The 23,839-nt window shown below is 37.4% G+C and carries 20 protein-coding genes and 1 pseudogene; 6 read left to right on the forward strand and 15 right to left on the reverse strand.

Annotation, left to right across the window (positions count from 1 at the left end):
- The 10 genes and pseudogenes from AC07UV_RS00815 to AC07UV_RS00860 form a co-directional block, all read right to left on the reverse strand.
- Positions 1 to 3,510, reverse strand: a complete 3,510-nt coding sequence (locus AC07UV_RS00815; RefSeq protein ID WP_495182365.1) for a DUF6443 domain-containing protein — start codon at positions 3,508 to 3,510, stop codon at positions 1 to 3.
- A gap of 30 nt (positions 3,511 to 3,540) precedes the next feature.
- A complete protein-coding gene (locus tag AC07UV_RS00820) occupies positions 3,541 to 7,290 on the reverse strand; it encodes a DUF5977 domain-containing protein (protein WP_495182366.1) in 3,750 nt (1,249 codons plus the stop codon).
- 445 nt (positions 7,291 to 7,735) lie between these two features.
- The gene (locus AC07UV_RS00825) at positions 7,736 to 8,056 is read right to left on the reverse strand and encodes a hypothetical protein (protein WP_495182367.1); all 321 of its coding nucleotides are present in this window, start codon (positions 8,054 to 8,056) and stop codon (positions 7,736 to 7,738) included.
- Positions 8,057 to 8,109: 53 nt separating this feature from the next.
- A complete protein-coding gene (locus AC07UV_RS00830; protein WP_495182368.1) occupies positions 8,110 to 8,271 on the reverse strand; it encodes a hypothetical protein in 162 nt (53 codons plus the stop codon).
- Between the two features lie 489 nt (positions 8,272 to 8,760).
- A pseudogene (locus tag AC07UV_RS00835) lies at positions 8,761 to 8,908 on the reverse strand (RHS repeat-associated core domain-containing protein); the annotation flags it as partial.
- 4 nt (positions 8,909 to 8,912) lie between these two features.
- Positions 8,913 to 9,311, reverse strand: a complete 399-nt coding sequence (locus AC07UV_RS00840; protein WP_495182369.1) for a hypothetical protein — start codon at positions 9,309 to 9,311, stop codon at positions 8,913 to 8,915.
- 6 nt (positions 9,312 to 9,317) lie between these two features.
- Positions 9,318 to 9,455 (reverse strand): hypothetical protein, encoded by a 138-nt coding sequence (locus tag AC07UV_RS00845; protein ID WP_495182370.1) that lies wholly within the window; start codon positions 9,453 to 9,455, stop codon positions 9,318 to 9,320.
- Positions 9,456 to 9,481: 26 nt separating this feature from the next.
- Positions 9,482 to 10,225, reverse strand: coding sequence for an RHS repeat protein (locus AC07UV_RS00850; protein WP_495182371.1), 744 nt, complete (start codon positions 10,223 to 10,225; stop codon positions 9,482 to 9,484).
- A 252-nt stretch (positions 10,226 to 10,477) separates the two neighbouring features.
- Positions 10,478 to 11,110 (reverse strand): hypothetical protein, encoded by a 633-nt coding sequence (locus AC07UV_RS00855; protein ID WP_495182372.1) that lies wholly within the window; start codon positions 11,108 to 11,110, stop codon positions 10,478 to 10,480.
- A 264-nt stretch (positions 11,111 to 11,374) separates the two neighbouring features.
- The gene (locus tag AC07UV_RS00860; RefSeq protein ID WP_495182373.1) at positions 11,375 to 13,333 is read right to left on the reverse strand and encodes a hypothetical protein; all 1,959 of its coding nucleotides are present in this window, start codon (positions 13,331 to 13,333) and stop codon (positions 11,375 to 11,377) included.
- A 316-nt stretch (positions 13,334 to 13,649) separates the two neighbouring features.
- On the opposite strand from AC07UV_RS00860, the gene AC07UV_RS00865 reads away from it, so the two are divergent.
- Complete coding sequence (locus AC07UV_RS00865; RefSeq protein WP_495182374.1) at positions 13,650 to 14,282, forward strand: hypothetical protein; 633 nt, start codon at positions 13,650 to 13,652, stop codon at positions 14,280 to 14,282.
- Between the two features lie 39 nt (positions 14,283 to 14,321).
- Here the strand turns inward: AC07UV_RS00865 and AC07UV_RS00870 are convergent, their stop codons facing one another.
- The 3 genes from AC07UV_RS00870 to AC07UV_RS00880 all read right to left on the reverse strand — a co-directional run bounded on the left by AC07UV_RS00870 (position 14,322) and on the right by AC07UV_RS00880 (position 17,760).
- Complete coding sequence (locus AC07UV_RS00870) at positions 14,322 to 14,924, reverse strand: hypothetical protein (RefSeq protein WP_495182375.1); 603 nt, start codon at positions 14,922 to 14,924, stop codon at positions 14,322 to 14,324.
- 265 nt (positions 14,925 to 15,189) lie between these two features.
- Positions 15,190 to 16,980, reverse strand: a complete 1,791-nt coding sequence (locus tag AC07UV_RS00875) for a hypothetical protein (RefSeq protein WP_495182376.1) — start codon at positions 16,978 to 16,980, stop codon at positions 15,190 to 15,192.
- A 258-nt stretch (positions 16,981 to 17,238) separates the two neighbouring features.
- Positions 17,239 to 17,760, reverse strand: a complete 522-nt coding sequence (locus tag AC07UV_RS00880) for a hypothetical protein (protein WP_495182377.1) — start codon at positions 17,758 to 17,760, stop codon at positions 17,239 to 17,241.
- A gap of 445 nt (positions 17,761 to 18,205) precedes the next feature.
- On the opposite strand from AC07UV_RS00880, the gene AC07UV_RS00885 reads away from it, so the two are divergent.
- From AC07UV_RS00885 to AC07UV_RS00905, 5 genes are all read left to right on the forward strand, one after another.
- Complete coding sequence (locus AC07UV_RS00885) at positions 18,206 to 18,358, forward strand: hypothetical protein (RefSeq protein ID WP_495182378.1); 153 nt, start codon at positions 18,206 to 18,208, stop codon at positions 18,356 to 18,358.
- Between the two features lie 38 nt (positions 18,359 to 18,396).
- Positions 18,397 to 19,275 carry a helix-turn-helix domain-containing protein gene (locus AC07UV_RS00890; RefSeq protein ID WP_495182379.1) on the forward strand — a complete coding sequence of 293 codons (879 nt, stop codon included), beginning with the start codon at positions 18,397 to 18,399 and terminating at the stop codon, positions 19,273 to 19,275.
- Positions 19,276 to 19,363: 88 nt separating this feature from the next.
- Positions 19,364 to 20,419 (forward strand): alpha/beta hydrolase, encoded by a 1,056-nt coding sequence (locus tag AC07UV_RS00895; protein WP_495182380.1) that lies wholly within the window; start codon positions 19,364 to 19,366, stop codon positions 20,417 to 20,419.
- A gap of 48 nt (positions 20,420 to 20,467) precedes the next feature.
- The gene (locus tag AC07UV_RS00900) at positions 20,468 to 21,046 is read left to right on the forward strand and encodes a sugar O-acetyltransferase (protein ID WP_495182381.1); all 579 of its coding nucleotides are present in this window, start codon (positions 20,468 to 20,470) and stop codon (positions 21,044 to 21,046) included.
- Positions 21,047 to 21,089: 43 nt separating this feature from the next.
- The gene (locus tag AC07UV_RS00905) at positions 21,090 to 21,560 is read left to right on the forward strand and encodes a (R)-mandelonitrile lyase (protein ID WP_495182382.1); all 471 of its coding nucleotides are present in this window, start codon (positions 21,090 to 21,092) and stop codon (positions 21,558 to 21,560) included.
- 680 nt (positions 21,561 to 22,240) lie between these two features.
- Here the strand turns inward: AC07UV_RS00905 and AC07UV_RS00910 are convergent.
- Positions 22,241 to 22,846, reverse strand: coding sequence for a DMP19 family protein (locus AC07UV_RS00910; RefSeq protein ID WP_495182383.1), 606 nt, complete (start codon positions 22,844 to 22,846; stop codon positions 22,241 to 22,243).
- A gap of 246 nt (positions 22,847 to 23,092) precedes the next feature.
- Complete coding sequence (locus AC07UV_RS00915; protein WP_495182384.1) at positions 23,093 to 23,368, reverse strand: hypothetical protein; 276 nt, start codon at positions 23,366 to 23,368, stop codon at positions 23,093 to 23,095.
- Between the last annotated feature and the right edge of the window lie 471 nt (positions 23,369 to 23,839).

The raw sequence follows: 23,839 nt of genomic DNA on the forward strand, positions 1-23,839 counted from the left end.
TTAATCATTTAAAAATATGTGATAATTATCCTTCACCATCATTTTTCCTTGTTTAGCTGGATTAGGAACTAAAGTTTCAAAATTGACATGCGGGCCTCCTCCATGTGCCCCTGTAATGTCACTAACTCCCATTCTAAACACTCTTTTACCATCTGAAGAAATAAATCTCCCACTTCCTGGAACTGTTTCTTTGTATCCTCTTCCAAGAAATTGCTGAGCCATTTCCAATACTTCTTTTGCAGACATCCTCATTCCATCCTTCAAACCTAATTTCGCTAAAGATTTATATGCAATAGTAATATCAGAAGCACCTGAAATATCTAGTCCAGTTGACAAAAAACCAATACCAGCTAAGAGATAATTTGGTTTTTTTGAGAAACTGCCAGAACCATACTTCATCAATTGATACAATCCTCCAAAAACTGGCCATTCAGAAATTTCTTCATCAGCCTTTTCGGCCCTTTTACTAAGTTTATCAATCGCCGATCTATTTGATGAAATCTGCTGAGCCTGCTCAGCATTTTTTGGTCCAGATCCAGATCCGACCCCCATCATAGCCAGTAACTTTTGTAGCCAATCATCACCTGCCTGTTCTTGAACAGTATTTCCATTACCATCAGAGAAGCTTCCATCTGCTTGATTAGTCCATATAGTACCATCAGTAGATTTTTGCCAAAGCTCATTTGTAAAGGATTGAGATAACATTCCGTCCGGGTCTATAAATCGTATTGGATTATTATTGCCATAAACATAAGGGGAATGTCTTCTCACTTCTTCTGTCATCGGATCCACTACATTCCATCTTCCGATCTCAGCATCATAATACCTCGCTCCGTAATCATACTGATCTCCAAGCTCGCCCTGGATCTCTTTACCATTATAAAGATACTTATTATTTCCACCCGCTACAACCTTACGCTTACCAAAAGGATAATAATTGTCTCGCTGCACAACATCTACTGCAGTTGTACTATTTGCAGCCCGCTTCAATGTCGTACGAACATTGCCCAGATGATCCGTCAGATTGTAATGATAAACATAACTCGTACCATTTCGCTGTGCATAGCCAACGGGGTTATGGATAATATCAATATTTCCTTCATTATATTCAATGCCATCAATATAATCTCGGGTTGTTGTTACTGCGCCGACCTTAGAAACTTTCTGTAGCTTGGTACCATGAGCGTCATACATCAGATTCAGACTGGTACCAGTTCTAACCGCCATCTGTGGAAGGTTCAGGTAATTATATGTAAAGGCGGTGCCTATACGGTCCGTCTTTGCATTACCATTTGCATCATAGGTATAACTGCCGTTGATGCCACCAGCAAGTCCCGTCAGTTTATTCCCATCATAGGTATAGCTTGTCACAGCAAGAGCATCACGTTTCAACGTCTTGATATTTCCCATATCATCATAGGTCATCACCTCTGCTATGCTCGCGGTCCCGGTCTGTCCATTTGTTCCGCTTTTAAGACGATTCAGATTATCGTAACTATATTCAAAGGTGCTGGTCGTTCCCGATGGCGTAAAACGCCACAGCTGCTGTGCGATATTGCCATTATATTGTCTCACCGCACCCCCATCCTGGTACATAAGCGACTGGGTAAAATTGGTTGAAGCAATGCGTTTGGTCCAACCTCGTTCGTTATAGCTGTAATTAGTGGTATCCACATAGCCAGGTTCGGTAGCTAATTTACCCATATATCGTGTCTTCAGCTGGCCGATCTCATTGTAACTATTTGAAGCCAATGTAACCTCCTGCGAACCTATCTTCTCCCTCGTCGAAGTTAGCCTGCCAACATGATCATAACTATTCGTATTTAAAATAGTTGTTACTGCACCTGTTTGTGGTGTATGAACACGCGAACTGCTCAGCAACTCTCCCACAAAGTTATAAGTCTTGGTTATATAATCTTTTCCTCCAAGATGATTCTGCGAAGCTGTCTGAATAAGCCTACCAAAATTATCATAATATAATACAGTAAGTAATGGCGCTGTACCGTCCACTTTAAATACTTTTGAACCCGTCGGCAGCGACCATATTTTGGTTCCCCGTGTAATCCCTGATTCAGGGAAAGTTGTGGCACCGCTAAATCCATAATCGTCATAATAATTAATAATATGTGGCAGAATTGTGATCCCTGTGCCGCCAACGGGAAATGTATTAGCTGGAATTGGATAATCAGCTCCGGTCCGTGTCTCCCATAGCGGGCCTGCATTAGCATCTACAAGACCCTGCATATCTTTCAGCGTAATTTTGGAAGTATTGATATAAAGACCAGTTGAAGTAATTCGGCCAAATGCGTCATAACGGTTATATTTCCATTCCTTACGTGTACGCTGAACACTGTCCTGGGTTAACACAACTTGATCGTTCTTGTTATATATAAGAAATTCCCGGTCTTTTCCTGGTAGCTTTTTTTCAACGACCCTTCTGCGCGTATCATATTTGTATCCATAAATGTACTTGTTATAATAGGGATCGCTAGAGGATTCGGTAAAGGCGGTTGTTTTAGCCATTGGTGGAAGCACATATCTTAGGTTTCCAAAATCATCATAGATATAAAAAGTCTCCACAGCGTATTCCGTATTCGTCTGCTCATCGATATTCCAGATTCTTTTGAGCACGACCCGGCCCGAAAGATCTTTATACTCTTCAACAGTACCCGCACGGCCATTCGCTTTTACCCAATTTTCATCTTTGGTAATTAATCTGGATAACTTTCCAGCTGCATAGTATGTCGAAGTCGCTCCGTTATTTGCAGCATTTACAGTCCACATTTTCACATCGTCTGTACCATTGGTACCATATTCGCTCACAACTGTTCTTCCTGTAGTGGTTGTGGCAGCAACAAGATCCCTATTTGCAGAAGGTTGCCAAGTAGCTCCAGGCGCTCCCTGCTGGAGCATTCTATTCAATGGGCTATTATCAAATACCGTAGTAGAATATGGATTTCCTGTCTTTGTGACTGCAGCATCCCATCCTCCACCTACTTTATAGAAATTGGACTGATTTGTTTTGACCAAATCCTTAAAGGATCCATTACCACTTGCTTGCTCCGCATAGGGAAGATATTTGGCAACTTCTCGTCCAAATGCATCATATTCGATATGCTGAACAATATCATTAAAAGTTGGACTTGCCATTAATTGTACAACCTGTATAGGCCTGCCTTGACCGTCATAATATTGGATAGTTTGACTTTCCTTATCAATCGTCCGAACATTCGTCAACTCATTAGACTTGACTGCTGTACGAAAAGTACGCGTCAATATATAGTTCTGCTCTATACTGGGCTTACTGTTTAATGTAGGGAATGCCGCTAATGATATGGTAACGGTTTTTCCCGCAGGAATATAAAATCCATCTTTCAATGTAATACTATTGAGAGCCTGAATGGCAGATTGATTACTATATGATGATAAAATCAGATCTTTAGCTATTTCTTGTCCCCTCGCTATAAAACCAGTAATTATGGTAAATACAAATAATATCGCCTTTTTCATTTTTTAGTTCATTTAGGTTAATGGATAGGGTTACTGGCAGTAATCACTGATGACAATACTATTATATGAACTCGTTATGACAATGTTATCTCGTGTAGCATAACCATTATAAACAGGTTCGCAAATATTAACACTTCCTCCCCGATAACTCATATAAAAATCGCCTGGCTCCGTTGGACTTGTCATGTTGACTTCTATACGGCATTCACCCAATGGTACGTACATAATCCCATTAACTCCAACGTCTCCATTGGCATTGGCGGTAAACGTATAGTTTTTCTTAGGGGTAAAAAAGGTGACGGAAATAGCCTTCCCTGGGTATCCATTATTGAAAAAGGAGACCTTAGTCAAACACTCACCTAAACTATTGACATAAGCCTGTCCAGTAGTATTTGCTTCTGCCAGTGCCTTATTATCAGCATCTAACTGGGATATTGTGGAGCTATATTTTCCTCCAGCAACGCTGTAAGTTTCGGTACTACCAATAAGTCCTGATGAACAATTATTTTTTACAATGTCCTTTGAAAAATAGTTATTGTAATAGACTGGAGCTGTATAATTACCACATGTCCCGGTCTGGTTGGCATGTGCCTGCCCCATCTGTGCAATTTCGTTGAGTGCAAACTGATTTGCCTCGGCTACGCTTTTTAATGACAAATGCTTGCCAGCGGGTACCTGATAAACGATAGAACTTCCAGTTTTGCCGAACTCACAGGTATTTTTTATAAATGTCTTCGATTGTGCTGTATTTGTATAATAACAAGCTCCATGTGTATTGACATATTGCTGACCATTGGCGTTAATGTCCTGTATTGCCTTGGCATCTGCATCTGATTGACTTACAGCTGAAAAATATATCCCTGCCGAGACTATGTAATTCATTTTTGTGGGTACCATATTGACGGGACATCCTGTTTTCGTGAAACTTTGCATTTTTAAGGCATTCTTATAAAGACGTTTGTTGTTTGCCTGTGCATTATAAGCATGTGTTTTTAAATAATTTCCATCAGCATTTTTTGTACCTATCAACCGATATAAAGCATCATATTCGTAGCTAACAATTTCTCCTGTAGGTGCTGTTATCGACGAGACCCCTATAAAAGGAAAGTGTGTAAAAGTGGAAACAGACAAATTCTTATTGGCAAGCTTTGTTCGTAGATTGGTCAATTCTGTACCAATTGTATTTTCCAACGCTAACGATGGATTAAACTTCGCTGTATCTATTCCATATTTGGTCTTTAGATCGTCGTAATCAGCTAATCCGATAATATGTGCCACGGGATATTTCCGCTTATAGCCCCAAATAAAAGCTTCACCCGTTTGCTCTCTGGTTCTCTTAAAAAGAGGATTTCCATTGTTATCAATTTTAAGAATTTCCTCTTCTTTACTAAACTTTCCATCCAAAATCAAACTGCCGTTACTTTTAGTTATAGGAACAAAATTCAGGAGTGGATTGGTTGGTGTAAACTTATATAAAACTCTTGATTGACTGCTTCCTGGAAAAACTGTTTTAAATTCTGCCCCAAGGGTATATTCCTTTACATAGTTTTCACTAAGCTTTGCTAAATTTTCTGTTTTTACCAGATAATCTTCAAGCATATTCCTTTGTTGCATTTTCAATATATCCTGGGTAATCAGATCACCCCCAGTCAGTCCCGTATAAAATGAAGGATATATAAATCTTGTGATATACTTGTCTTGGTTGCTGCCGAAAAATGTAGAGGTTGTCAACTGCTTTTTCTCATTATATATGTACTGTTCTTGATTTATCAATGGACTTCCTGTCCCATATTCAGTGACAGTTTTGTCTTTTAAAACCTGTGTACCTATACTGATATAATACTCTCTATAATCATAGACAGATTCAATATTTGCATATACATTAGCTGCCGGAGAATAAGCATCAACAAAAGTCGCAAATGGACGAATTTTTATTCCCCTTAGATTCTGCTGATTGATCGTTTCGTAATTATATTGTTCCGTTCGTACCAGGTTGCCAGTATTATCCTTTACTTCTTTTTGAGAAAGGATAGATTTATCCCACAAATTATAGGAAGATATAAAACCAGTAGGATGTTCTCGGTGCATCGTTGCATTGAGTATTCTTGAAAAAAAGCCATTATTTATTCCAAATCCTTGGTTCCATTGGATAGGGGTTCGTTTGTTAAAATGATAAATTGTAGAGCCATTCCCGTTCGATTCCGTGACTTTGGCATAACTCACAATATTGTACCGTGAAAAGAACGGGTCGTTGTCAAAAATAGGGTCACTTGAATAAAGCCTAACACGTCCACAATAATAACTAGGTTGTGATCGTACATCTAGATAGAGATTTACTTTGTCTGAGAAAAACATACCGGCATCTAATTTTATAGGAATATCCCCACCACTATACGTATAGGTTGTTTTTTCAGCGACTATTCCATTAGTATTATAGTCTTCAATACTTTTGAGTCTTACTCCAGGACCAGGCAAGTTGCTTGCTCCGTCGGAAAATTCATTCGGCTCATAGAAAAACCGCTTATAGCCTCCTGTTGGTAAAATGATCTGTGAAAGACAAAAGATCTCTGTAGCCCTTGCATACAAACTTCTTTTCCCTGTAAGTGCCATAAAGGTGGCTTCGTTCCGCAAGTTCTTCAGATCATAACCAGGCGAGCTCATATTCAAATCATAAAAAATATCGTTCCCCGACTCGTCCGGAATTGCAACAAGATAACTTGCTTGATCTGCATGCGTTAAATCTCCCCAAAAATTTGGTTTCGCATTGTAATTATCTTTATTCTCATGACCGACATAATTGAATCTGTATTTAATTACGTCACTTTCATTCTTACCAGAAATACTGACCGAATCAAGGAAGATAAATCCAGATTCAGCCGATTGATAGAAAGCAACCTTCTTTATCCTCTTTTTAGTAAGATCATACATACAAATAGAGTCAATCAAATTAGCATTTGGTCTACGAAAAAACTTAATATAACCATCTTGATATAAGATAGAATCCAGAAAATTCGTTTTCTTAAAGCCCTGAGATTCCGCGACCTGCTCACTGAACACAGTTGGTCTCGGAATAGCCGGATACATCCGATCAGGGGTCTCATTTATAACAAAGCTTCTTTGTCCCGGACTAAATTCAGATACATTTCCGAGCTTATATTTAAACTTTGCAGAATTATTGCTAGGTGTCGTTATTTTAGTAACGGGCCAGGCATTGGCTGCTCCTTTCCCCTGATAATAGGATGGAAATAGCATTTCTTGTAATTGCGTCCCTGTTTCTGGGTCGATGCCACAAGTGATAAGATTTCCTCTTGAATCGTACATATTGATGCTGGAAATACCCTTTTGTGCATCAACTAGAAAATTAAACTTAAAAAGCTCATTGTCAGGAGTAAAAACCTTATTCTGAGCGATATTATCAACAACAAAGCTCCCTTGTGCCCCTGGAACTGAATAATCAAAAATATCATATTCACTATCCATCGGAGAGTAACCACTGCCTAGCGGTAGCCCTGTATTTGTAGGTAACCCTTCGGTAAACTGAGTCAATTTTTGATCTCGGACCAGCTTATTGGTTTCACTAATATAACTGTCTATTTGTGTTCCACTCGGCCGGGTGTAGTGTTCATCTGGTCGACCATAAATTGTCCTCGTAATTCTAAAATTGGTTGATAGGGTCCAATCTATTCCCACCTCACCCGATGTCGCACCATATTTAACACCTGCCCCTGTATATGTTAGATCCAGCGGAAGTTCAAGGGAATTATCTAGTTTAATAGTCATCAAATTGATCGATACTTGATTTGTGCCATTCTGATGGGAAACACCCGCATGAATTTTTTTTGTAAATTCACTCGTATTAAGCGATGGTGGCACGACTATATTAGAAGAGAATGTTTGGCTATCACCCGATTTTGGGTAAGCTATCGATAGAAAAAAAATAATTAAACAAAAAAATCTGTACAATGACATACACTAGCTGGCTTTAATACGGTTAATAATAAAAATTACGGATAATTAGAATACAATAGATACGGCTGCTAATTGAGCTTGGTTACTTTTCATCGTTCGGTTAATCTCTTAACTTAAGCTCAATTAAAGATAAGAGATTTTCGAATAGTCAACACATTATTTTTTTGTTAAATATCTTCCTACCTCAGACTTAATTAAAATTTTCATCATATGTTAATTTCCTTTATTACTAGGTCAGCTTTCAGTTCGGTCGAATTTAAATTATCAAATAGAGGCTCTTAAAAGTGCCATTTGATGTATAAAAATCGCCCTCACCATTAAAGGTTTTGGTAATACATCCGCCCAAATTTAGTAACCAGCCAAGCCCTATTGAACTTGCTTCCTTTGCAACCCTTATAACTGATGCCTGTAAGATATACTTATCGGTATCTTCTTTCCCATCCCAATCAACTTCATAAAGAGGAATATCAATACTTGATGTACCTTGTATAATGCCGACTTGTGTATGCCCATATAGTCCTAATGCCGCTGTATTTGGCGATACTGGCGTAATCTTAAAAATGTGATATACCTTCACTCCTGCAACTACAATTACATTTCCGCCATCATCTGGTCCGTGGTCAAGCTCCTTTAGGAGATCAACGTGGTAATAGACGATAGTGTATCCCCTTTTTCGTAATAGCCTAATAGTTGAACGCCATCATACGTCCCGTTTTGTAAGGCAGTAATTTCAGCTGGCATTAAACCTCGCATTGCTGCCATCGTCTCTTTAATTAAAAATTGATTTGCCATATTCTTATATTTTTATGTGTATAGCAAAAGTATGGCTGAGACGACGCCGACCTGAAGAAAATTTGGTGCATCTTAGCGGTATGTGGGAGATACCGAAAAGTATGGGCATTGTGTTTAAGCGAAAACATATCGAACAAAAAATGGGCTATATCAAAATAACTGATACAGCCCATTCGTGAGCTACTTGTTCATTAGTAATTAATGAGCAATAAATTATCTATTCGTCACTATAGTAATTGAAACAACTTATATAATAATGATCCCCCCCTGCAATTGGAGTTCCGGCTCCGACAACCTGAACTTGATCACCTACTTCTTACATTGCTTTCGCATTATCTAACAAGTTTCTCTTATTATCGGATGTCCACTTTACTACAGCTTTTTGAGTATCATCGATTGTTTTATTCACAGAAGCCTTGGGTCGCTCAATTTTATTTAAAATTGCCACATTTGCCTGATACAATGGATTAAAAGATGATGGTCCGGGTCCCGGCCAATTTCCATCAGGCTCAATAAATCTGATAGGATTACCAAAAGTATAATTATATGGAGACCATCTACGTCCTTTTTCAGCCATTGGATCCACCACATTCCATCTTGCTATCTCCACATCATAAAACCTTGCCCCGTAATCGTATTAATTATCGTTTATTCTTTTTCTCAATTTCTTTTTGAATTGCTTTTTGATAGAATGGTGCAATTTCAATTTCAATTCTTTTGCCACCTTTAAACACTTGAATTATTGAATCACCTTTAATCTTACTTATCGAATCTCCTTCTTCCATTTGTCCCCAAAATTTGCCATTTATGCCAGTACCACTGCCATCAGCAAAAATTATTTTCGGACTATTATGATTATCGTGGTCATAGAATTTTTTCACAATTACACCTTTATACTCGCTATCTATTTCGTTTTGAAATCCCGATCTCAATAAGTTTAAAGTGCTTTTCTCAACGATTGCAAAACGTATTAACCAAAATAGAAATGTAAGAAACAAACCTATTTTTAATAAATTAATTGTAGTTTTCTTTGTTAACATTGTTGTTTATTTTAGCTTAAAAACCCAAGTTCTTGCTGCATCAATGGTGGCACCGCCTGTTATTGCTCCTCCTACTATTTCTCCAAATGGGAATGGTCCATCCAGTGTCGAGGTGCCAAGTGCAATTGTGAAAGCTGTAGACATTGCTTTCTCATACCCTCTGTTCTCTTTTAGCGAATCATTTTCAGCCTTTTTCTTCTTGTCTTCTTTCTTTTCATTTCCTTTGTTTTCTTGATTTTTTTCTTCGGCGGGTCATCAACTCGGTCTTTCCCTTGATTTTGAAGTAGGAATTCGGCAATATCATCAGGATCATTGGTCGACCAGCCTCCATAATCATTTTTCTCCCAAATGCCATTCGGATCTAACTTACCGATAGGGCTGTTGAGAACATAATTGTATGGTGAATAGGACTGGTAGATTTCCGCTGCGGGATCCAAAACGAACCACCTACCAACTTCTGCATCATAAAAACGAGCGCCATAATCATAAGTTTCACCAAGCTCGCCCTGGATCTCCTTACCATTGTAAAGATACTTATTATACCCACCGACCACAACCTTGCGTTTGCCAAATGGATAATAATTATCACGTTGTACAACATCTACTGCAGTCGCACTCGTCCCAAGTTTCAATGTCGTACGGACATTGCCCAAGTTATCCGTCAAGTTGTAGTGGTAAATAAAATTTGTTCCACTTTTGAGCGCATATCCTATAGGATTGTAAATGATTTCAATAGTACCATTATTGTATTCGATACCGTCCAAATAGTCCCGTGTGGTAGTTACAATACTCGTCGTACCTATCTTCGCTAACTTCTGGAGCTTTTTACCAGTGGCATCATAGAGAAAGGTTACATTTGTACCCGCTTTAATAGCCGTTTGCGGGAGGTTCAGATAATTATATGTAAATGCCATACCTGTTCGGTCAGTCTTGGCATTTCCGTTATCGTCATAGATATAATTGCCTGATAACCCACCCTCTCAGGACCAACAATATTATCATCTCAGCTAAATATAATCTCCTAGGCCTTTGGATGATATCGTCGTCTGAAGGAACAATAGAGAAGCGCCTATAAAGTGACTTCTCTATGTGGTTTATTATGGATTTGCTCTAATAATTGTTTTTAAATTTGATTCTGAACAAACCTTCTACTGATTAAATGTACCCTATTGATGGTTGTTTTTTGACTTCAATATTTCGATTTCTTCCTGCATTGATATCATATGCAAGGTTAATTCTTCGATCTTTTGCAAAAGCATCTTATTCATCTCTCCTAAATCGAAGCCATTTTGGTTTACGTCTGCAGCTTTAGGGAGGCCCGGAAGATGTTTATTTGTCTTTATAAACTCCTTTGTTTTCTTCAAGTCTAGCAACTTATAATCTTCTTCAAAAACATAATCAGGCCAATTAGAGGTTTCAACTTTAACCTCATGCGCTCTAATTTTACCATTCACTGATAGTTTTTCCTTAGGAGCAATAGTTCCAACCCCCACATTTCCGTCTGGTAAAAAAGCTATGTATGTTTGGTCATATCCACGACCAATAAATGAATAATTTGCTTTACTCACTCCGTTTGTTGTGTTGCCGTATGACCCAAACTGTATAAAATTTTCTGCTCCTGTTTGATTAGAAACACGGTAGCCTCTTGCCCATATTCCGTTACCTCCCGGAAAATTAGCGCGAATATTAACACCATAAGCAGGTGCATCTAAACTGAGCTCAATGTTAGGATCAGTTGATTGCGCACATAAGAATGCTGGCACAAAAGATAATAATGTTGCGATAAACTTTAATTTCATCTTTTTTTAATGATTGTGAGCGACAGCGCTCGGTTATATAATATGACTAATTTCGACTTTACAAGATGAATCAATCCTATTGTCTTTGAAGAAAACTACAAGCCAATTCGAATTTTACAATAACATAATGACAACAAGATAATCAGTGGCAAAAATAATTATTTAAAACTAATATTTCATACAATACATTACAGTATAGGTAAATATTTTTCATTGATTTTTCCTATCAGGGAAAATCAATGAAAAATATCTGATTAACATGTTTTATCCGGGATACAAATCACTGCTTATTTTCGTTGATGAAGTGGATCCGAGACTTCCTGCAGTGTTAATAGTGTTCCGCGAGGTCTCTAACCATTTCAATCTTCCATTGGGTCCTTGCTGTTGTAACTTAACCCCTTCTAAAGTGCAGGACTCAAGTACAATATTTGCAAATCCAACATCATGGCTTTTAGAACCAAACAATACTCCTCCCTTTACCTTAACTTCCTGCAAATCCAATTGCTGAACTCCACGAACGGAAATTAAAAACGCGGTCTCAGGAACCGCAACGTTATCCATAACAAAAGACGTATTCGCTAACCTTAAATGCTTTATACCACGAGAAATATTATGAACAGCCAGATCGGCGACTTTCCCAACCCTAAATTCCCCCCCGCTAATTGTAACGTTATCCAGATCGAACTGTTTATCGATGGTGTTATAACCGTCCCGGAAAGAGGCTTTAGTATCGCCCGCCTGTCCAACCCCAGTTTTATGTATCACATTTTTGTATCCTTGCCTGCAACGCGCGAGAGCCTCTTGTAGGGTTCGTACTGGCTTATCGGTAGTATAGCCCCAGTTATCATCATTACCCTGATTATCAACATAAATATCAACAGTGCCATTCTTGTCAAGATCTCCAAAATAAATATCGGTATCGAAATCAACACTATACGCAAACTTGGGAAACATTTTATGTGCACCTGATATGCTTAGTTGAGAAGCATATCTAAATCCTAATGACTTCACTAAAAATGTAGAAATGGTTCCGAAATCTATTTTCACTTTATTGGCTGTACAATAAATTAAACTGGCATCTCCACAATAAACAGTGCTGCCTAACGTAATATCGAGATCCGCAGCTTGGGAACAATATATATATTTGGTGATACCTTCTGAATAGTTGTTGGAAAGCTTGTGTGAAGATTGTCCCATTACCATAAAGCCTATCTCCCCTTTCTCCCAGATATTATTATAATGGCTTGCCAATGCACCCCAAGAATAAACACAACAGGTAGAACCTTGATTCACATTTCCATCATAGTTTGGGTAATCAAATTCCATAGCCGAGGGTTTCTGGCCATCCATGGAAATATAATTGCCCCACTGCTGATCTTCTGTTACTCCACCTCTATTACTCAATCCCACTGCACGGGCTAAAATAAGATTTCTATTAATCGTACCACCCCAGCAAACCGAAGACTGTATGCCAATATTAGTACCACGGATCCGACAATTTTTAATTTCAGAATTAGTAGCCATCGCTCGATTGATTGCTCCTCTTACATTACGATTAAATGCAGCCGATATCTTAATGCCGGATAATGTCCATCCGACCACGGGAGTGAATAGTGAATTATCATATTCGTTAGCAGAACCAATGTGATTCGTAACGCGAAGTCCGTTTGTATTATAAGGCGCAGTATCTAAAATGAACTTTTCCTTTCCATCAAAGTCTCCTATGATTTCAAGCCCCCCTTGTGCAGCAAACCATGATCCCTTTACCTTCCCTTCGATTGTTAAGTAAGGATTAATAAAAATAGTCCGAGTAACCCTTATCTTTCCTATTCCTACCAAATAACCGCGTAAGATCGTATTATTATCTTTTGTCAATGAAACGGAACCAAGCCAATTGAATGGTGCAACATAATCAATTGATCTTTGAAAATATATAGAATCATCCTGAATTCCATCACATTTGCAGCCAAAATACCGAACATCAATACTTCCCGAAAATTGATGAATTAATGTTAAACTATTACTTACAATCACACTACCACCATCGTCTGTGCCTGAAGAGCTAGAAATATAATAAATAATCGGTGCTGGGGTATCTCCTTTTTGGTAATAGCCCAACAATTCAACACCATCATAAGTTCCGTTTTGTAAAGCTGTAATTTCCGCAGCTGATAAGCATCGCATAGCTGCAATTGTTTCTTTAACTAAAAATTGATTTGCCATATTCTTTTGTTTTTATGTGTATAGCAAAAGTATGGTTGTGGTGGTGGCTATTCGAGGAAAACAAGCGGTATCTAAGCGGTATCTGGGAGATACCGAAAAGTATGATTTTTTTGTTATCCTAACATGGGGCTGATAACACAACATGCACTTAAATAGTTCGAAACCGAAACATATTACAGCAATCAAAAAAGGACTATCAAGCCAGTACAACCATTCGCCTAAGCACACTATTATTTTTGGAATACGGAGACACTTATCTAAATTTGATTTGTAAATAAAAACCTGTACATTCAATGGGAATTAACCTCTTTCCATTATGCAAAGCAACAATTGGTTCAACCTGTTTAAATACATCCAGCGAAAAAGAATATTTTTGTTAATTACGCTATTAACTATTTTTCATAATACAAGCTTTGCACAAAAAGATCCACAGCTCAGGGAAGCACTGTCTATCATGACAAAAGCATCTATTTCTGGAGATATCGAAGGTATTTTAAGTCAAACATCACCCCGCATAATTGAAAGCATGGGCGGGATAGATCAGGCAACAAAACTGACCAAAGAACTCTATTCTTCTCTTATAAAATACGGGGTTAAAATTGATTCCATGATCAATTATGTCGATATGGATGTCTCAAAAATTGATGGGATAGCGTATTGCTTTATTCCTCAAGTATTGGTAATGTCTATGCCTGAAAAAGGCAAAATGGCAATCACTTCAGCTTACTTATTAGCGTTGAAAGAGGACGAAACCAAAAAATGGACTTTTATTAATTTCAATAAAATGGATCAGGAAAACATCAATTTGTTTCTTCCTGAATTTAATGGCAAGATTTCTCTTCCTCCGGGTCTGGAAAAAAAAACATTAGTCGTGCAGAAAGAAGAAGTAGCTAATACTGTCGATCAGCTAATGAAACTTATAGATGAATCTGTCAAAAAACAAAACTAGTTTTAAGTCATTTGATCTTCAGGGTGCCGAACATAAACATTACCAAACTGCAACCCAACAAATTATATCTTTCTCCAATTTATTGACAGCAACACCATAAGTAATACCATGTTTCCAATTAAATGGCATTGATGCATTTTCGCCAAGAATTTCATTTTTAAATTGTCTTTCCTTATTGTCAGTATGGATAATATAAAATTCATAATTAGGATCTGCGGATATCCCATTTTTATAACGGATAAAATTTGGAACAGGAGCATCGCCTTGTAAATTAACGCTGTCAATCTTCGGAAATTCACTAAAGCCTTCTATGATCTTTTCGTTTCTGTTGATGATTAAAAGATTTTTATCACCCCCTCTATAATACTTAGTATCTTTCAACCTATTAAGTAATTTATTGATATCTTTTTCACTTACGTTGTGTTCAACGAGGTATAGATTGAGATTATTATTTTCGATGCCTTCATTATAAATGATATCCACCTCACTTCCCAATTGCTGAGGGAAATGATCTGTAGACTCCTTCGGAAAATTCATCTTATGCTCAGCCAAAATCTGAATATTTTTAGGATCAATATAATTCCTTCCATCGCAAGAACAGAGGAATAAAAATACAATAAGACAATTCCATATTTTCAGCATAATTAATAATGATTTGAGGACTTTGCTAAATCAAAAAATGCGTCGTATTTTGTGCTTTCTCCTCAGCAATTACATGGTATCAATATACAATATATTTACCTTAACTTTAGTATGAATACATCATGCAGTATTCAGGTAGAATACTGCATGATTATTTTTACCTCAATTAGTCGAAACTCGATTGCCAAAGCACCCGTATTCCTCAACTTTGTGGTTAGATCCAATATCCTTGCGAATATTCCATATCTCTAGCGGCTCAATATCTTTAACTTGATTGTTGACCACTCGTTCGATCTGACTGTAACTTCGTATTTAGCTGAGCCTTCAACTCGTTGATCAGATCGACTGCCTGATTGTATTTGGATTTCAGGTCATTCACCAGGGCTACGGAAGTAGCTAAATCAGCAGCATCATTAAGAACTGATTTTGTACTATTGCTCGCGCCTACATTGGCTACCGCAGTAGATTGTGAGACAATGCCTTTAACTGCCGTGGTGGCGAGATTATTGTCGTGAATAAGCCTACGTAAGGGCGACCAATCCGTTATCGCTCCGGTACCAAAAAGCTTTTTGGTAAAATATAGTTCATCCAGGGTATTGGATTTTGAATATATTCGGAAAGAACTGATTGAATTCGTATTATCGAAATTTCCTGTTCTATCCACCCCTAATGCTACGCCCAGAGTTGGCCAAAATGGTGCCGCATCTTTGACGATAATCGGGGAAAAGCCACCTACTGGGTCAATGCTGTTAATTGGCGTAAGGATATCATTTTTTTCCTTTACCTTATATGAATCGGCAGCTACTGTCCCATCGATCTCGATGTTTTGTTTTATAAATTCATGTGTATCATAATTCTCAACATTAACAAAGGATGTACGCTTCCCTAAATCAAAAATTCCTTTTGCTCCATTTATAAATCGGTTGTAGACGGAATTCTTGATTTCAATATATCGCGCTCCATCTTGTATTTCAATCCGCCCTATCATTGCTCCCAGGACTGAAATCTGCTTAGCTGTACTACCTATACGCAGGATATTTCCAAAGTAACAATTGGTATAGGTGCTATAGCTGGAACTATCGGAAACATCGACAGGATTGGCCTCCAGTCCGACACCGATAAAGGTATTTACCTTACAATCCTTACCAACAACGATACCATATACGCTATTGGCTTCTGAACTACCGCCAATGAAGGTATTTTCATCGGCGTGGGACATCAATACACCTATACTCAAACCTTCAAAATAGTTTTGATAAAACGTGTTGTTAGTGCTGTTACCCGCAGTGATACTACCACGCTGTCCCAATCCGATAAATATTCCTGTATAGGGAACACTTGTCAATGGCGTGAGATACTTACTACATCCGCAGCCCAAAAATTGTGTCAGCTGTACGGAAGCGAGGTACCAACCATATCCATCACTACTATTTTTGCCATCGCCTACCCACACATTGGAGAACTTACTCCGTGCAATGCCTCTAAGGTATAAGGTAATGGTGGTGTTGGCATTTCCGGAGAAGACAATATCGCTGATCGTGATATTGTTGATAAACTGGGTCGTTTCGTTACCGTCTTTAAATGCATCGATCTCAAAAGCATGGGGTGCAGAGCCGGTAAACTTTAATATAGTGCCTTTTCCCTGTCCTTTGAGTTTGGCACCTTCGAAAACAAAGTTTATCGGCTGACTATAGGCGATCGTTCCGATGGGCAAAACCCCTTCTAGCGCTTTGTTTTTCTTTAGATAGTCAAAAAACACAGCTAATCTAGCTGCATTATCAGTTAGTGAGGTACTGACACCGAAATAAAGTGCATTGACATCTTCGATAAATTGATGTTCCAGTTTAACGCCTCCGGTTTCAACAATACTCCCACCATTGTCTGCCAGTAAAGTTGTACTCAGTGAGTAAATAATGGGTGCAGGGGTATCTCCTTTCTCATAATACCCTAATAGTTGCACTCCTGCACAGCATCCGCTCTGTAATGCCAAGATTTCACAAGCAGATAAGCCTCGCATATCCGCCATCGTGTCTTTAATTAAAAATTGATTTGCCATATTTTTTTGTTTTTATGTATAGCAAAAGTATGGCTGTGGACTAGGCTTTCTGAGGAAAACAAGCAGTAAGTAAGCGGTATGTGGGAGATACCGAAAAGTAGGCCATCAATGTAGTTTTTATCCTTACTGGAAGAACGCGCATAAAACAAAAAACTTCCCTCTTTTAATTTGAGGGAAGCTGCTCGAATAGGTACAAATCGATTTTATTTAAGCATTACATTTACAATAATGACTTATTGTATAAGTACTTAAATATGCTTAGCGAATGCGGATTTCATTCAATTTTTCAATATTCTTATCCGTCCTCGGCACCAATGTCAACATATATAGATCTTCTAAGTCACCGATAAACTTAACGGGAGAAACAGAAATTAGCATAATATTGCTTGCATCGACAAGAACTTCATTCGGATTGTTTTGTACAAAGTTATCTTCAATCCGGAATATTACGCGTTCAGATTTTATGTTTGTATATTTTTTTTTAATATCCGACAAACTCATTAAAACAGGATGGTATTCGGGCTTCAATTCAACTATCACTATCCCCCTTTCTTTGTCAATATCTACTGACTTAACTCCTTCAGATTTTAATGATCGCATGGCATCGCCTAAGTAATTTTTCCCTTGCATCTCTATCTTAGGCAAAGGTGTTTCATTAAGATCTTTGTAAACAACTTTAGGCAAGGTATCAGTTTTGCTATATAAAGGTTTCAATTGCTGTCCATAAGTTAAACTTAAGCCCAAAAATGACAGAAGAGAGAATAAAAGCGTTTTTTTCATTTTTAATTATTTATTTTATTTTTTTAATACAAACAGAACGTAAATACTACCAAAGAATGGAATGAATATAATAGTCAGCACATAAAGGAAAATATTCAACGGCAGTGATTTATGTCTATTCGAAAACAGCAGAAATAGCGTAATTAATTTTAATAAAACTGCCAATAAAAATAGAAGTTGCCATAAAGTTAGTCCTAATAACATAAAATAAGTTTAAAAACGTAATTGATAATAGTTTTATATTAAGGTAAACGACTATATCATCAATTTGTCCCCCAAATTATTACAGGATTATTCGACATTCGACAATTAGCTACTCATCAACAAAATTTCAATAGCATTTAAAGCTGATAAGGGAAGCTTTAATGGGTAACATTTATTAAATTTAAAATATTATTGTCATCGGCTATGTCGATGCAAAACTCCTAATATTATTCTATACCCAATGAGCAAAATAGTCAACGTTATTAAAGGAGATATCACTAAGATCGAAGTCGATGCAATTGTAAAGGCTGCAAACAGCTCCCTAGCACAGATATTTCCCATTGTTTATGACCAAATGTTAATGCAAGAATACAAAATCAAACTTTCACCATAGAAAGAAGGTCTTAAATTTGAATTTCTTAACTTTGTTAAATGGATGCAAAAATAGTACGCATTGTTTCGGAGTTCAACAATGAACTTAAATTGCAAGGTTTTAAAGCTTTTCAGATAGAAGACGATAGTAACGCTACCCGGATATACAGCCGTAAAGATTTCTTTAAAATCTGTCTTACAACTGGAATTAGCAAAATCCACTATGCAGATAAAACCTTTGAACAGGAAGGTACAATCTTATTCTTTGGAAATCCGCATATTCCTTATTCATGGGAAACTATTTCTACTACATACATAGGATATACTTGCTTATTTTCCGAAGAATTTTTAAAACAGTCTGACCGCTTAGAAAGCTTACAACAATCTCCTTTTTTCAAAATCGGAGGTACTCCTGTGCTAAAAATCACTGAGGATCAACGGTTATTTCTCAACACTCTTTTCCAAAAAATGATCGAAGAACAGGAGGGTGACTATACTTTTAAGGATGAACTGATACGCAATTATATCAACCTGATCATTCACGAAGCACTTAAACTGCAGCCTTCTGAAAGCTATGCCCCTACCAAAAATGGTACTGCCCGTGTAGCGTCGGTGTTTCTGGAACTGTTGGAACGACAATTTCCTATCGAAACACCTTCAAGTCCATTAAAAATGAGAACTGCGCAAGATTACGCTCAAAACTTGAACATACATGTCAACTATCTGAATCGGACTGTAAAAGAGGTTACCGGTAAATCTACCACAACGCTGATCACTGAAAGAATTATAACAGAAGCCAAAGCCTTGTTACAGCACACAGACTGGAATATTTCAGAGATAGCCAGCGCTTTGGGATTTGAATACCCCACCTATTTCAATAACTTCTTTAAAAAACTTACAGGAACAAATCCAAAATCCCTACGGAAATCTGAAGTTTGAAATTCTTAATCTTTGGTTTGATAATCGTTAACATCAACTCGCTATCCTGATCTACCTTTGTACCTGTAATAATAAATGTAATACAGATATGAAAATAGCAGTAGCATTGATGCTTATGTCTTTCCTGTTTTCAGGGAATACATTCGCAAAAAATATACAATCAAACCAAAATCCAAAGAAATTGAATACTTCAACAGATCATTACACATTTCAATTAAGTGATAAAGTAACCCGTAAAAAAGTAAGTTTTAAAAACCGTTACGGTATAACGCTTTCAGGCGACTTATATATTCCCAAAAACAGTGACAGCAATTTTTTTTCAGCCCTTGCAATCAGTGGCCCGTTTGGCGCAGTTAAAGAACAGTCTTCTGGATTGTATGCAAGCCAAATGGCCGAAAGAGGATTCATTGCCCTGGCTTTTGACCCTTCGTATACAGGTGAAAGCGGCGGTGAACCACGTCATGTAGCTTCTCCTGACATTAACACCGAAGATTTCAGTGCAGCTGTTGACTTTTTAGGGCTACAGAAAAATATTGACCGAAACAGAATCGGGATTATCGGAATCTGCGGATTTGCTGGTTTTGCCTTAAATGCAACCGCGGTGGATAAGCGTATTAAGGCTGTTGTTACAACTAGCATGTACGATATGACCCGCGTCATGTCAAAAGGTTACAATGATGTGGTAACTATTGAGCAACGAATACAGACTCTTGAGCAACTGAGCCAGCAGCGCTGGAAAGATGCTGAAAATGGAACATATGCTCCATCATCAAATAATTTGCCTGAAAAGCTGACAGGCAGTGAACCCCAATTTGTAAAAGATTATGTTGATTATTACAAAACACCACGAGGGTTCCATAAACGCTCTATCAATTCAAATGCTTCATGGACCGCTACTTCGCCCTTATCGTTTATGAACATGCCTATCCTTTCTTATATCAAGGAAATTGCGCCACGACCGATGCTGATCATTGCAGGTGAAAATGCACATTCAAGATATTTCAGCGAAGATGCCTACACAGCAGCTTCGGAGCCGAAGAAGCTGGTGATTATTCCAGACGCCGTTCATGTTGATCTGTATGATCGATTGGATAAAATTCCTTTTGATAAACTGACAGCATTTTTTAAGAATAATTTAAAATAGACCGGTCAATTTCACTAACTAGGTATACATAACTTAATTGAATATTCAATGGAAAAATCAGAAAGCAAATTTCAGGAAGATATTTTTGAACGGTTAAAAAAAGAAAAAGGCATTTCTTCCGGCGATCCTGACGCTTACCGTTTGCTCGAAGCATCATTTGCCACCAAATCACTATTGGTACAGATGAATAATTCAGCTGATCCGAGAGAAATAAGGGATTTATTATCTCAAATTACAGGTTCAACTATTGACCAAAGCACAACTGTGTTTACGCCCATTTATATTAATTATGGAAAGAATACATCAATAGGTAAAAATGTTTTTATCAACTTCGATGGTGTTTTTTTGGACCTGGGTGGGATTATCATCGAAGATAATGTTTTAATAGCTCCTAAAGTAAGCTTAGTAACCGAAGGACACCCTATTGAACCGGAAAACAGACAATCATTAACTGTCGCTCCTATTCACATTAAAAAAAATGCTTGGATCGGGGCAAATGCGACAATCTTACCTGGAGTTACCGTTGGTGAAAATGCCATAGTGGCTGCCGGGGCTGTAGTTGGCAAAGATGTTCCTGATAATACGATCGTTGGTGGAGTACCCGCAAAAATTATAAAAAATGTTTAATAATGTATTCTGATCATATATTCAACCTCAAATTACAAACTATATGAAAAGATTAATCGTTATCCTAATTATGGCGGCGAGTTTATCCGCCTGTAACACTAAAATAGATAAGACAATGAGCACAAAAATATTTCCACAAGGAGAACAGTTACCTAAGGAGTGGTTTACTGGAAATGCTTTCTTACAACCCTTGGTGGCAAAAGATAAGAACAATGATTTTTCAGCAGGAAGCGTAACTTTTACACCGGGTGCAAGAACAAATTGGCACACCCATCCTAAAGGTCAGGTTTTGCTGGTGATCGATGGAAACGGGCTTTATCAGGAAAAAGGAAAGCCTGCCCAATCAATAAAGAAAGGCGATGTTATCAATATTCCTGAAAATGTAGAACATTGGCATGGCGCCACCGCTGACAGTCAGATGGTGCATGTTGCCATAACTAATTTTAAAGGGGGTACTCAGGTTACCTGGCTTGAACCGGTAACTGAAGAAGAGTTTGCGTCGGCTAATAGATAATAAATATATGCCCTTCTAGTTTTGGAGGGGATGGTTCGATTTAATATCCCAAAAATTGTACACCTTCATAAGTACAGCTCTGTAGCACATGACGACCGCATCGACGCTCTTATTCGTCGGTTTGATCGTGATTCGCCAGAGCTATTCTACATCAATCGCAAACGCAATATTGTACAAATTAGCGTAAAAAGCACGGTATTCGGCATATTATGTCAACAATGTTTATGTAGAATCTATCCAATAGAATCCAGTTTGCAAAGAAATTTGAATATCACCTGGACGATGATACACTACTGACGAAGGATCATATAGGAATGATTGAGCGTGGCGAAATTAAGTGGAAGAAAGAGCGATGAGAAGTTTAATATTCCAATGCTTGATTGATGGGGCAATGGAATATGTCGATATATCAGAGCTATATTGCGGTAATCCATTGCAAGTAATGATCAATAAATTTTTTATAACTTCTGCTCTTCCCTCCTTCCCCCCGGGGGTTGAGGGTGTGTTGATCTGATGTTTCTTGGATTATAAGGTGTGAGTAGAATGCCAATCTTTTCCTTGATGTCAGACATTCAAAGCGTTGCAGCACAAAGTCGGTATAATCGGACTCCACGACCTTACGAAAAGAACTTTTGGTAGCTTGTTCAAAGGAATTGTATAGCATAGGGCTAAGTTAGGGTTTAATCAGTAAACTCTTTCTTGTTCTTTCGGATGTAGTCAACTTGAATTTTTTGCAAGTTTTTGGTGCCATTAAGTTTATAAAATTCATCGTCAAATTTGTTCAACGGATTGTTCTCATAGGATTTACCAAAACCTTCTACCGTGCCATCCTGATCTTTAGTTATTTTCGATTTCTCTTTTTCAAACGTGCTGTTTGCTCGCTCGGTCAGATCGGCAAATTTAGTTGCGCCGACTAATTTCAACGCATCTGGCAATGCTTTAGCAAATTGACCGCTTGAATTGAAATAAAATTGATTATAGCCTCCATTATTTACTTCTGCTTCTAATTGGACGATCATATAAATTGCTTGTCTTGATTTGTTCCAAGACATGACGATTTCATATTCGTTATCATATGCTGCCGATAGCTTACGAAAGAGATTATCATAAACGACTTCTAATAACATGTCATCTGAAGTCGTATCAATAATTTGTTCGGTCAATGGATTTTGGATTGATGGCTTACTATTGTTTTGCTGAATACGTTCAGAACAGCCAAACAAACTTAAAATCATTGTTAATATTATTCCAATGGTAATAATTTGTTGTCTCATTGATTTTATCATCTTTAAAACTTTTTAGTACTCAAATATATGCAATAATCCTATTCATGGAGATTTCGGAAGCCTTGACCATACAATTTAGGAAATCGCTGATCAGTTATTTCGAACAAATTTGACCGATTAAAAAGTAGTTTTAGCGATCTTAAATCAATTTTTATTAGTTATTTCTATTTTCAATTAATATGGTCAATTCGCGACGGAAACCAATGATCTCAAGGACTGAAATCCCCGTTTATCAAACAAAAGTTCCTATTTAAAAATCAATTTTAGGAGATTTCTACCAATAAATAAAATCGTCCATAAAATTATACTTGCGACAAACACGACTATAGGATGGGTAATCAAAGAAATCAAGGCTCCAGAAATGCCTTGAAAATTTTCTCCATTAAATTCCGCAGGTTTTTGCCCAGTATAAGCAACTATTGAAACAATTAACGTAAAAGGCAACATACCGAAAAATAATTGCCAAAAAAGAATCGAGAATTTAATACTAGTTGTACGTGAGCTTTGAAAATAGGCTTTCATTTTGTAATTAGTTTTGAGCCAAAATACGCTTTTATTAATTTGGGATCAAACGTTAAAAGGAAGATATTCACGCTAAATAACGAAGCCTGATCTAAAACGGCCAGGCTTCGTTATTTAAACACGCCCCACGGAGGTGATAAATATCAATTAAAGTAATTGAAATACTTTGTAGAATAGTGACAGCAACCCTGCAATTACAAAAAAGAACCAATATTTTTTTAATGGGCTATAACCGTCCTGAGAGGAATATTTAAGCATTAATCCTAAGAAAACTAAGCAAATAGCTGCGATATAATTTAACATAATTCATTTATTTTAAAAAATCCAAGATAGTTAAAAATGGGTAACTCAATATATAAATGTGTTACCCACATCTCTTTCTATGTAACTTAAGATAACCATTTACAAAGGTAAGCTATAAACATAATCATGCAGATAATTACCGCCCCCCACATTCCAAAATGATTGGAA

Source organism: Sphingobacterium sp. GW821-FHT03E03 (assembly GCF_059420745.1).

What these genes read in the sequence shown, in the direction of transcription:
- AC07UV_RS00815 (WP_495182365.1), bottom strand. Translation starts at nt 3,510, where the DNA reads ATGAAAAAGGCGATATTATTTGTATTTACCATAATTACTGGTTTTATA.
- AC07UV_RS00820 (WP_495182366.1), bottom strand. Translation starts at nt 7,290, where the DNA reads ATGACTATTAAACTAGATAATTCCCTTGAACTTCCGCTGGATCTAACA.
- AC07UV_RS00830 (WP_495182368.1), bottom strand. Translation starts at nt 8,271, where the DNA reads ATGGCAAATCAATTTTTAATTAAAGAGACGATGGCAGCAATGCGAGGT.
- AC07UV_RS00840 (WP_495182369.1), bottom strand. Translation starts at nt 9,311, where the DNA reads ATGTTAACAAAGAAAACTACAATTAATTTATTAAAAATAGGTTTGTTT.
- AC07UV_RS00845 (WP_495182370.1), bottom strand. Translation starts at nt 9,455, where the DNA reads ATGTCTACAGCTTTCACAATTGCACTTGGCACCTCGACACTGGATGGA.
- AC07UV_RS00850 (WP_495182371.1), bottom strand. Translation starts at nt 10,225, where the DNA reads ATGGCATTTACATATAATTATCTGAACCTCCCGCAAACGGCTATTAAA.
- AC07UV_RS00855 (WP_495182372.1), bottom strand. Translation starts at nt 11,110, where the DNA reads ATGAAATTAAAGTTTATCGCAACATTATTATCTTTTGTGCCAGCATTC.
- AC07UV_RS00860 (WP_495182373.1), bottom strand. Translation starts at nt 13,333, where the DNA reads ATGGCAAATCAATTTTTAGTTAAAGAAACAATTGCAGCTATGCGATGC.
- AC07UV_RS00865 (WP_495182374.1), top strand. Translation starts at nt 13,650, where the DNA reads ATGCAAAGCAACAATTGGTTCAACCTGTTTAAATACATCCAGCGAAAA.
- AC07UV_RS00870 (WP_495182375.1), bottom strand. Translation starts at nt 14,924, where the DNA reads ATGCTGAAAATATGGAATTGTCTTATTGTATTTTTATTCCTCTGTTCT.
- AC07UV_RS00875 (WP_495182376.1), bottom strand. Translation starts at nt 16,980, where the DNA reads ATGGCAAATCAATTTTTAATTAAAGACACGATGGCGGATATGCGAGGC.
- AC07UV_RS00880 (WP_495182377.1), bottom strand. Translation starts at nt 17,760, where the DNA reads ATGAAAAAAACGCTTTTATTCTCTCTTCTGTCATTTTTGGGCTTAAGT.
- AC07UV_RS00885 (WP_495182378.1), top strand. Translation starts at nt 18,206, where the DNA reads ATGAGCAAAATAGTCAACGTTATTAAAGGAGATATCACTAAGATCGAA.
- AC07UV_RS00890 (WP_495182379.1), top strand. Translation starts at nt 18,397, where the DNA reads ATGGATGCAAAAATAGTACGCATTGTTTCGGAGTTCAACAATGAACTT.
- AC07UV_RS00895 (WP_495182380.1), top strand. Translation starts at nt 19,364, where the DNA reads ATGAAAATAGCAGTAGCATTGATGCTTATGTCTTTCCTGTTTTCAGGG.
- AC07UV_RS00900 (WP_495182381.1), top strand. Translation starts at nt 20,468, where the DNA reads ATGGAAAAATCAGAAAGCAAATTTCAGGAAGATATTTTTGAACGGTTA.
- AC07UV_RS00905 (WP_495182382.1), top strand. Translation starts at nt 21,090, where the DNA reads ATGAAAAGATTAATCGTTATCCTAATTATGGCGGCGAGTTTATCCGCC.
- AC07UV_RS00910 (WP_495182383.1), bottom strand. Translation starts at nt 22,846, where the DNA reads ATGATAAAATCAATGAGACAACAAATTATTACCATTGGAATAATATTA.
- AC07UV_RS00915 (WP_495182384.1), bottom strand. Translation starts at nt 23,368, where the DNA reads ATGAAAGCCTATTTTCAAAGCTCACGTACAACTAGTATTAAATTCTCG.